9 protein-coding genes and 1 rRNA gene are annotated in these 8,665 nt (G+C 62.4%); 6 read left to right on the forward strand and 4 right to left on the reverse strand.

The window, feature by feature from the left end:
- Positions 1-141 precede the first annotated feature (141 nt).
- On the reverse strand, positions 142-792 hold the full coding sequence (locus tag ACTHNE_RS19315; protein ID WP_440270070.1) for a DUF4124 domain-containing protein: 651 nt from the start codon (positions 790-792) through the stop codon (positions 142-144).
- A 98-nt stretch (positions 793-890) separates the two neighbouring features.
- Complete coding sequence (gene pyrE / locus ACTHNE_RS19320) at positions 891-1,538, reverse strand: orotate phosphoribosyltransferase (RefSeq protein ID WP_324946791.1); 648 nt, start codon at positions 1,536-1,538, stop codon at positions 891-893.
- Positions 1,539-1,633: 95 nt separating this feature from the next.
- Here pyrE and ACTHNE_RS19325 point away from each other — a divergent pair, with 95 nt between their 5' ends.
- The 3 genes from ACTHNE_RS19325 to ACTHNE_RS19335 all read left to right on the forward strand — a co-directional run bounded on the left by ACTHNE_RS19325 (position 1,634) and on the right by ACTHNE_RS19335 (position 4,120).
- Positions 1,634-2,404 carry an exodeoxyribonuclease III gene (locus ACTHNE_RS19325; protein WP_440270071.1) on the forward strand — a complete coding sequence of 257 codons (771 nt, stop codon included), beginning with the start codon at positions 1,634-1,636 and terminating at the stop codon, positions 2,402-2,404.
- Entirely contained in the window at positions 2,394-3,692 is a 1,299-nt protein-coding gene (locus ACTHNE_RS19330; RefSeq protein ID WP_414649766.1) for an AmpG family muropeptide MFS transporter, read from the forward strand. The genes ACTHNE_RS19325 and ACTHNE_RS19330 overlap by 11 nt, the downstream gene beginning before the upstream one ends.
- Before the next feature lie 164 nt (positions 3,693-3,856).
- Positions 3,857-4,120 carry a hypothetical protein gene (locus ACTHNE_RS19335; protein ID WP_324945364.1) on the forward strand — a complete coding sequence of 88 codons (264 nt, stop codon included), beginning with the start codon at positions 3,857-3,859 and terminating at the stop codon, positions 4,118-4,120.
- Here ACTHNE_RS19335 and ACTHNE_RS19340 read toward each other — a convergent pair whose 3' ends face one another.
- Entirely contained in the window at positions 4,121-5,260 is a 1,140-nt protein-coding gene (locus ACTHNE_RS19340) for an anhydro-N-acetylmuramic acid kinase (protein WP_440270072.1), read from the reverse strand.
- A complete protein-coding gene (locus tag ACTHNE_RS19345; RefSeq protein ID WP_324937164.1) occupies positions 5,253-6,704 on the reverse strand; it encodes an OapA family protein in 1,452 nt (483 codons plus the stop codon). The genes ACTHNE_RS19340 and ACTHNE_RS19345 overlap by 8 nt, the downstream gene beginning before the upstream one ends.
- Before the next feature lie 218 nt (positions 6,705-6,922).
- On the opposite strand from ACTHNE_RS19345, the gene tyrS reads away from it, so the two are divergent.
- From tyrS to ACTHNE_RS19360, 3 genes are all read left to right on the forward strand, one after another.
- Complete coding sequence (gene tyrS / locus ACTHNE_RS19350) at positions 6,923-8,134, forward strand: tyrosine--tRNA ligase (protein ID WP_440270073.1); 1,212 nt, start codon at positions 6,923-6,925, stop codon at positions 8,132-8,134.
- Between the two features lie 2 nt (positions 8,135-8,136).
- The gene (locus ACTHNE_RS19355) at positions 8,137-8,316 is read left to right on the forward strand and encodes a hypothetical protein (RefSeq protein ID WP_440270074.1); all 180 of its coding nucleotides are present in this window, start codon (positions 8,137-8,139) and stop codon (positions 8,314-8,316) included.
- Positions 8,317-8,555: 239 nt separating this feature from the next.
- Positions 8,556-8,665: ribosomal RNA gene (locus ACTHNE_RS19360) — 16S ribosomal RNA — on the forward strand; the annotation flags it as partial.

Here is an 8,665-nt window from a genome sequence, read left to right on the forward strand (position 1 = left end):
CGCCAATTCGTTCGCTTCGACAACAGGAGTACGCTTGGTCATGACTCGCCCTCGCTCATTACAGGACGGTGAAGAGTTTTACTCTCCTCCGCTGGCCCCAGAGGCCTTATCGGAGCGGGGGCGAGTCCATGCGATTACGTGTCAATAGCCGCGATCGGCCTTCTCCGCCGCCTTCAACTCACGAAAATGCTGCAGCTCCTGCGCCTGCTGCTGCACCGTGGTGTCACGCGTCGCCTTTTGCCGTTCGAGCAAGGCGCGCTCGTTGGCCACGACATTGCGTTGCGCGGCGATCTGATCGTTGAGGAACTTCGGCACGGGTTTTTTCGCGCGCTCCTCGTCGGCGGCGCGGTTGAGCAAGTCGGTGAGCGCGGCATCCTGGCTATGCAGGTTCACGCGCGTGGTTTTCATCTGTTCGTCCAGGTTTTCCAGCACCTGTTGCTGCTCGTTCTTGAGCGCGGCTTCGTCCGGATAGGTGTTCAGCAGCAAGAGGTCTTTGCTCTTCTGTTCTTCCAGCGCGCGCTTCTGCGCCGCGATCTCGTCGGCCTTCTTTTGCGCGGCAGCACGCTCGGCCGGCGTGAGCTGCTTTTGCACGTGCACCGTCACCATGCCGCTGCTGTTGATGACGTCGTAGCCGTACTTGAGGGCGTCCTCGGTGAGGCTGTCGCTGTAATGGGGCAGCCCGCTGGCATCCACCCAGCGGTAGCGGACACCGCCGGGCGTGGTTTGGGCGACCGCCAGGCCAGCCAGGCCAAGCGACACGATGATGGATGCGCTAAGCGCGAGTCGACGCATGGTTTCCCCCTTCTCGACCCAGTATAACCACCGCTTTTGACACGCTCGATGTCTAGAGTGCGCCAACGTGACAGGGTTCACTGGCAGCGCGGGACAGCTCAGGCGCGGACGCCGTAGTGTTCGCGATAGGCCAGCATGCGCGGGTGCTGCTCGGCCAGGTCGGGCCGTTCGCCGACGTAGGCCAGTACATCGCCGAAGCTGGTGATGGCGACCACCGGAATGCCGTAGTCGCGCTCTACTTCCTGCGCGGCGGAAAGCTCGCCTTGGCCGCGCTCCTGGCGATCCAGCGCGATCAGCACGCCGGAGGGCGTGGCGCCCTGGGCGCGGATCAGGGCCAGCGACTCGCGTACGGCGGTGCCGGCGGTCATCACGTCGTCCACGATCAACACGCGGCCGGTAAGTGGCGCGCCGACCAGCACGCCGCCTTCGCCGTGGTCCTTCGCCTCCTTGCGGTTATAGGCCCAGGGCAGGTCGCGGCCGTGCTGCTCGGCCAGCGCGATGGCGGTGGCGGCGGCCAGCGGAATGCCCTTGTAGGCCGGGCCGAACAGCATGTCCACCTGCAGGCCGGAATTGACCACGGCCGCCGCGTAGGCGCGGCCGAGGCGGGCGAGCGCGGCGCCGGAATCGATGCGGCCCATGTTGAAGAAATACGGGCTGACGCGGCCGGACTTGAGCGTGAATTGGCCGAAGCGCAGCACGTCGCGTTGCAGGGTGAGTTCGATGAAGTCGCGCTGGTAATCGTGCATGGACATAAGGGTGTCGGGGACAGGATGCGTCATGGTAGCGCGTCCCTCGCGCCATGCTCGATTGCTATCATGGCCCGTCCCCACGAGGAACGCCCATGCGCATCATCACCCTCAACGCCAACGGCATCCGTTCCGCCGCGACCAAAGGTGTCTTCGAATGGCTGCGCCAGCAGCGCGCCGACGTGGTCTGCCTGCAGGAAACCAAGTCGCAGGAAGACCAGTTGGCCGATCCGATGTTCCGTCCCGACGGGCACCACTGCTTCTATCGCGACGCCAGCAGCAAGAAGGGTTACAGCGGTGTGGCGATCTACGCCAAGCGCGAGCCGGACAAGGTGCTCACGCAGTTGGGCTGGGATGAATTCGACAACGAAGGGCGTTACATCGAGGCGCGTTTCGGCAATCTCAGCGTGGTTTCGCTGTACGTGCCTTCGGGTTCGTCAGGCGAAGAGCGCCAGCAGTTCAAGTTCAAGGCGATGGATTGGTTGGCGCCGATCTTCGACAAGTGGCTCAAGAGCGGACGCGACTACGTGCTGTGCGGCGACTGGAACATCGTGCGCAGCGAGTTGGACATCAAGAACTGGAAATCCAACCAGAAGAATTCCGGCTGCCTGCCGGAAGAACGCGCCTGGCTCAACGACCTGATCGACAAGCGCGGCTGGGTGGACAGCTTCCGTGCGATCAAGCCGACGGCGGTGGAATACACCTGGTGGTCCAACCGCGGCCGCGCACGCGAAAACAACGTGGGATGGCGCATCGATTACCAGATCGTGACGCCGTCGCTGCAAAAGCGGCTCAAGCATTGCTCGGTCTATCGCGACGAACGCTTCTCCGACCACGCGCCATACACGGTCGACTATGCCGACTGAAGCGGAGGCTTCGGCCGCGCGCAAGCCATCCGTGTGGCAGGCATTCTCGCAGCCCGCCGCGTGGACGATGTGCCTGTTGGGCTTTTCCTCCGGCCTGCCGTTCCTGCTGGTGTCCTACACCTTGTCGTTCTGGCTAAAGGAAAACGGCATCGTGTTGAAGGACATCACGATGATCGCCAGCGCCGGCATGACCTACGCGTTCAAGTTCGTATGGGCGCCCTTGCTGGATCATTGGCGGCTGCCGCTGTTCACGCGGCTCGGCCAGCGCCGTGGATGGCTGCTGCTGGCGCAGCTCGGGGTGATTGCCGGACTGCTCGTCATGGCGGCGCTTACTCCGCAGCAACTGCCGTTGTTCGTCGCCGCCACCTTGTTCGTCGCGTTCATGGGCGCCACGCAGGATATTGCCGTGGATGCGTACCGCATCGAGATCGCGCCGCCTTCTGCGCAAGGCGCATTGGTGGCGACCTATGCGCTGGGTTATCGGCTCGGCCTGCTGGTGTCCGGCGCGCTGGCCTTGATCCTGGCCGATCACATCCGCTGGAGCGAGATCTACGCGCTGATGGCAGTGACGATGGCGATTCCGGTGGTCACCACGTTAGTCATGCGCGAACCGGACGTACGCCGCGCTCTGCCCGCGTCATGGCGGGAAGCGATGCGTGAAAGCGTGCTCGATCCTTTCACCGATTTCTTCAAGCGCTACGGCTGGGCGCTGGCGCTGCTGACGCTGGTGTTCATCCTGCTGTTCAAGATTCCGGAGCAGGCGATCATCGGCGGCGTGATGGGGCCGTTCTATCGCGACATGGGTTTTTCCAAGACGGAAATCGGCGCGGTCACCAAGATCTACGGCATCTGGATCAGCATCCTCGGCGCCTTTGCCGGCGGCGCGGCGGTGGCGCGCTGGGGCGCATGGCGATCACTGGGCGTATGCATCGTATTGGGCGCGATCAGCAATCTGCTCTATATCCTGCTGCTCGGCCACCAGGGCCAGCTGACAATGTTGACCCTGGCCATCTCCGGCCAGAATTTCTTCGAAGGCATGCTGGGGCCACCCACGGTGGCGTTCCTTTCCTTGCTGGTGAATCGCCAGCACACGGCCACGCAATATGCGCTGCTGAGCTCCTTGGTGAACCTGCCCGGCAAGGTGCTCGGGTTTTTCGCCGGCGGCATCGTCGCCAGCGCCGGCTATGGCGGCTATTTCGTGATAACCGTGTGTTCGGTGCTGCCGGCGATGCTGCTGTTCGCTTGTCTCTGGCGACGTTTTGATCCGATGGCTGTCCCCTCAAGCTAAGAAAGAGCTGAAAACGCTCACACATCGACTGCGAACTGATCCACGAATCGCCGCGATGGTGATTGCAGGCGACGATGCAGTTGGCGAGGATCGGTACACAGGGCAGTGTGTAGCGGAGCGACCGTCCTATGCCGGATTTGATGATTCGTCACATTGATCGATTGATGGCAGAGCGCATCAAGCTGCTGGCGAAGGCGCGCCAGTGGTCGATCAACGATGTAGTGCTGCAGGCGTTGCGCCAGGGTCTGGGTGTAGCGGAAAACAACGGCATGCTCGCCGAGAATCTGCTGGAACCGTCCGACCTTTCTTTTGGCGGGCACTGGGATGCCAGCGAGCGCGCGGCCTTCCAGGAAGCCGTGCAGGCCTTGGCCATGGCGCGTTCGGAACAGCTTGCGCCCAGCGCGCAGGTCAGCGAATTGCTGGAGTGATCAGCGCGCGTCGCGCGGGGCCGGATACAGCGCCCCGAGCACGCGATAGCCTTTCGCGCCCGTAACCGCGGGAAGATTGCCCGGCAGGCCAAGCAGCCGTTGCCGCGCCAGCCAGGCGAAGGCGGTGGCTTCCAGGTAATCCGGATCGACGCCGTAGTCCGCCGTGCTAGCTAATTCGCGAGGGTGCAGCAGCTGCCGCAGGCGCTGCATCAGCACCGGATTGTGCACGCCGCCGCCGCAAGCCAGTACATCGAAAGCATCCTTGGCGTGCGCATCGATCGCCATCGCGATACTGCGCGCGGTCAGTTCGAGCAAGGTGGCTTGTACGTCTTCCGGCGCCAGCGATACCGCGTGCAGGCGCGCATCCAGCCAGGCCAGATGGAAATGTTCGCGTCCGGTGCTCTTGGGTGGCGGCAGCGGGAAGTAAGGATCGCGCAGCAACTCCGCGAGCAACGCTTCGTGCACCTGTCCGCTCGCTGCGAACGCGCCGCCACGGTCGAATGCTTCGCCACGATGACGCAGGCACCACGCATCCATCAATCCATTGGCCGGCCCTGTGTCGAAGCCGAACACATCACCCTTGGCGGAGAGCACCGTGATGTTGGCAATGCCGCCCAGATTGAGCACGACGCGCGTGCGACCAGGCGTGTTCAGCAGCATTGCATGCACGGCAGGGAGCAGTGGCGCGCCCTGGCCACCGGCCGCGACATCTGCGCTGCGGAAATCCGCCGCCACGTCGATGCCGCTGCGTTCGGCGATCACTGCCGCATTGCCGATCTGCAACGAGAACGGATGTTCGCCAGTGGGTCGATGTCGAATCGTCTGCCCATGCGATCCAACGGCACGCACTGCGGATGCGAGCGTGCCGCTTTGTGCGAGCAACGTGTCGACGGCGTCCGCGAAGCTGTGGCCGATGGCTACATCCAGGCGTCCGAATGCATCGAGATCGAGCGTGGTTTCGCTTTGCGCGACGCGCAGGATCTGCGTCCGCAGCGCCTCGGGCCACGCATGCGTCAAGGCATGCACCAGCCGCGGTTGGTGGTCGTCGAAGCGCACCAGCGCGGCGTCGATGCCGTCCGCGCTGGTGCCGGAAATCAGGCCTACATAGAGCCCTGCGGCATCAGCCACGCGCTCAGTCATCGCTGCGCGTGGTGGACTTGGCGCGCGCGAGCTTGTAGTTGTTGTCGATCTCCATCAGCCGCGCCAGCTGCGGCTTCACCACGCCGTTCTTGAACTGCGCCAGTTGTGCGCCAGGCAGCGGCTCGGGCTTGGGCAGGGTGACGGTCTGCGGATTGCGTTGAACGCCGTTGACGCGGAATTCGTAATGAAGATGCGGGCCGGTGGCCAGGCCGGTCATGCCGACGTAGCCGATCACATCGCCCTGATGCACGTGCTGGCCCACGCGTTCGTTCGCAAAGCGCGACATATGGCCGTACGCGGTGCTGATCTGGCCGTTGTGCTGGATGATCACGAAATTGCCGTAGCCATTCATCCAGCCGCGGAACTTGATCACGCCGTCGCCGGCGGCATGGATGGGCGTGCCGCTGGGCGCCGCATAGTCCACGCCTTTATGCGCGCGCATAAGGCCAAGGATCGGATGCATGCGTGCCGCGCTGAAGGGCGAGGAAATGCGCGTGAAATCCACCGGAATGCGCAGGAAGGATTTCTGGATCGGACGTCCGTCTTCGCTGAACCAGCCATAGGTGCCGTCGGCGCGCTTGAAACGATAGGCTGTGTAGCGCTGTCCCTGGTTGACGAATTCGGCCGCGACGATATCGCCTTCGCGCAAATAGGCGCCATCGCGATACACCGTGTCGTAGATGACCGTGAAGCTGTCGCCCACGCGCAGATCCTGCACGAAGTCGATGTCGTACTTGAACAGATCGGCCAGCTTGATGACCATCGCATTGGAAAGGCCCGCCTTGTTGGCGGCGGCGAACAGCGAATCGTCGATCACGCCGTGGGCGATCTGCTCGCGCGTTTCCACCGAACGCGCAACCATGCTCATGCTGGGCGTGGCGCCATCGAGGCGAATGACGGCGCGCGTGGATTCGTCCTTGTCGAAACGAATGCCTTCCAGATTGTGGTTGCGGCCGACCAGGAAATCGAATTCCTGGCCAGGACGGATATTGTGCAGAGCGGTCTTTGCATCGCCGGCGTTATCCACCACGCGCTGCAAATCGGAAAGACTCAACCCCTGGCTCTGGAAGATATCGGCGAGCGTTTGTCCGGGACGCACTTGCACGACGCGCCAATCTTCCACCGCCGGTGCCTTGAGCGTGGGCGCTACCACTTTGGGCAAGGCGAGCGGCATCAGCGTGTGTTCTACCGGCTGCACGGCGGTCGGCTTCATCGCCGTCGCCCATGCGGGAATCAGAAAGCCCGAAAGCACGGTGATCAGCAGCGCCGTGGCTGCGAGCATCCAGCGTTCGCGGTGCCAATGGATAGGCGGCTGCTCACCGCCCGGCTGTCGATTGAACGACCAATGGGCGCAGCGTTGGTAAAAGTGGGAGTGGCGACGTTGAGCCTTGCGGCGAATGGCCAGTTTGCGTGCGATGCGCGGATCTTGCTTGCTTTGAGCCATCGCTAATCGACCTTCTTCTTCTTATGTGCCATCACTACTGCGCCCCCCGCAGTTACAAACTAACAATGAGGGCGTACCATAACCAGCTTGTGCAAAGTGCGTCAATGCCTTTCGCATCAAGGGTTTGCGCGCGGTTTCCGGTTAACGCACAATTAACGCCATTGACGGCCGCGATCACCTTTTTGGCTGTCTAGGCAATCACATCAACGAGGAACTACATGAGCGAGCTTGAGCAGGCGCTGGCCACCATCGCGCGCGGCGCCGACGAAATCATCAAGCAGGAAGAGCTGGCCGCACGCCTCAAGCTCGGGCGGCCGCTGCGCATCAAGGCGGGCTTCGATCCCACAGCGCCGGATCTCCACCTGGGGCACACCGTGCTGCTCAACAAGATGCGCCAGTTCCAGGATCTCGGGCACACCGTGATCTTCCTGATCGGCGATTTCACCGGCATGATCGGCGATCCCACCGGCAAGAACGTCACGCGCAAGCCGCTCAGCCGCGAAGACGTGCTGGCCAACGCCGAAACCTATGCCGAGCAGGTTTATAAGGTGCTGGACCGCGACAAGACCGAGCTGCGCTTCAACTCCGAATGGTTCGGGCAGATGACTGCCGCCGACATGATCAAGCTCGCGGCGCAGCACACGGTTGCGCGCATGCTTGAGCGCGACGATTTCGCCAAGCGCTATGCCTCGCAGCAACCGATCGCGATCCACGAATTCCTCTATCCGCTAGTGCAGGGCTACGACTCGGTGGCGCTCAAGTGCGACGTGGAGCTTGGCGGCACCGATCAGAAGTTCAACCTGCTGATGGGCCGCGCACTGCAGGAGCATCACGGCCAGCCGCCGCAGATCGTGCTCACCATGCCGCTGCTCGAAGGCTTGGACGGCGTCAACAAGATGTCCAAGTCGCTGGGCAACTACATCGGCATCAACGAGCCGGCAATCGACATCGTCACCAAGACCTTGAAGATCGGCGATGAACTGATGTGGCGTTGGTTCGAGCTGCTGAGCTTCGACGTCTCGCTGGATGAGTTGGCGCAGATGAAGCGTGACGTGGCGAGCGGCCAGCTCAATCCGCGTGATGCGAAGTTGCGCCTGGCGCGCGAACTGGCGACGCGTTTCCACAATGCCGAGGCAGCCGAGCAGGCGATTGCCGGCTGGCACGCGGTAGTGCGCGGCGAAGGCGATACGAGCCTGTTGCCGCTGACCGAAATCGCTGTGCCTGCGGAAGGCTTGCGTCTGCCTGCGCTGCTTACTGCTGCGGGCCTCACCGCCAGCAACTCCGAAGCGAACCGCAAGCTTAAGGAGCGCGCCGTGCGCATCGATGCAGAAGTAGTGGAGGATGCGCAACGCCATTTCGCGCCTGGTTTCGAAGCAGTACTGCAGGTAGGCAAGCGCAACTTCGCACGCGTGCTGCTCAAGCAAGCCTGAGCATGTCGGCGCTGGCATGCGGCGCGAACGACGGCGCGCCGCATGCTGAAAAATATTTTGCTGAAACCGCTTGCCAGATCGGCAGGCACTCCCTAATATTCGCCACCCCGCCGACGCACCTCTCGCGCACGGCAACTCCCCAGCAAAAAGATTCATCGCAAAGGGTGTTGACGGAAGCTTGAAGGGATGTAGAATGGGCGGCTCACCCGGGACGAAATGCTTCGGGGCGATCTTCAAGAGAAGGTTGCAAGTGATTGATCTTTGACAGTGTGCGCAGGTGACTTGTGTGGGCGCCTTGCGGTGGCTGGATGACTGTCCAACCAATGCAAGCGTCCAACCTAAGAGTCAATTCAAAAGCTTGACGTTTTACGGTTAGGACAACGCTTCAGAAAGATAGAGTGTCTTCGGACATTCGAAAACTTAAGTGAAGAGTTTGATCCTGGCTCAGATTGAACGCTGGCGGCATGCCTAACACATGCAAGTCGAACGGCAGCACAGTCGTAGCAATACGATGGGTGGCGAGTGGCGGAC

The organism is Dyella sp. (assembly GCF_051954575.1).
In the GTDB taxonomy this organism is placed as follows: domain Bacteria; phylum Pseudomonadota; class Gammaproteobacteria; order Xanthomonadales; family Rhodanobacteraceae; genus Dyella_B.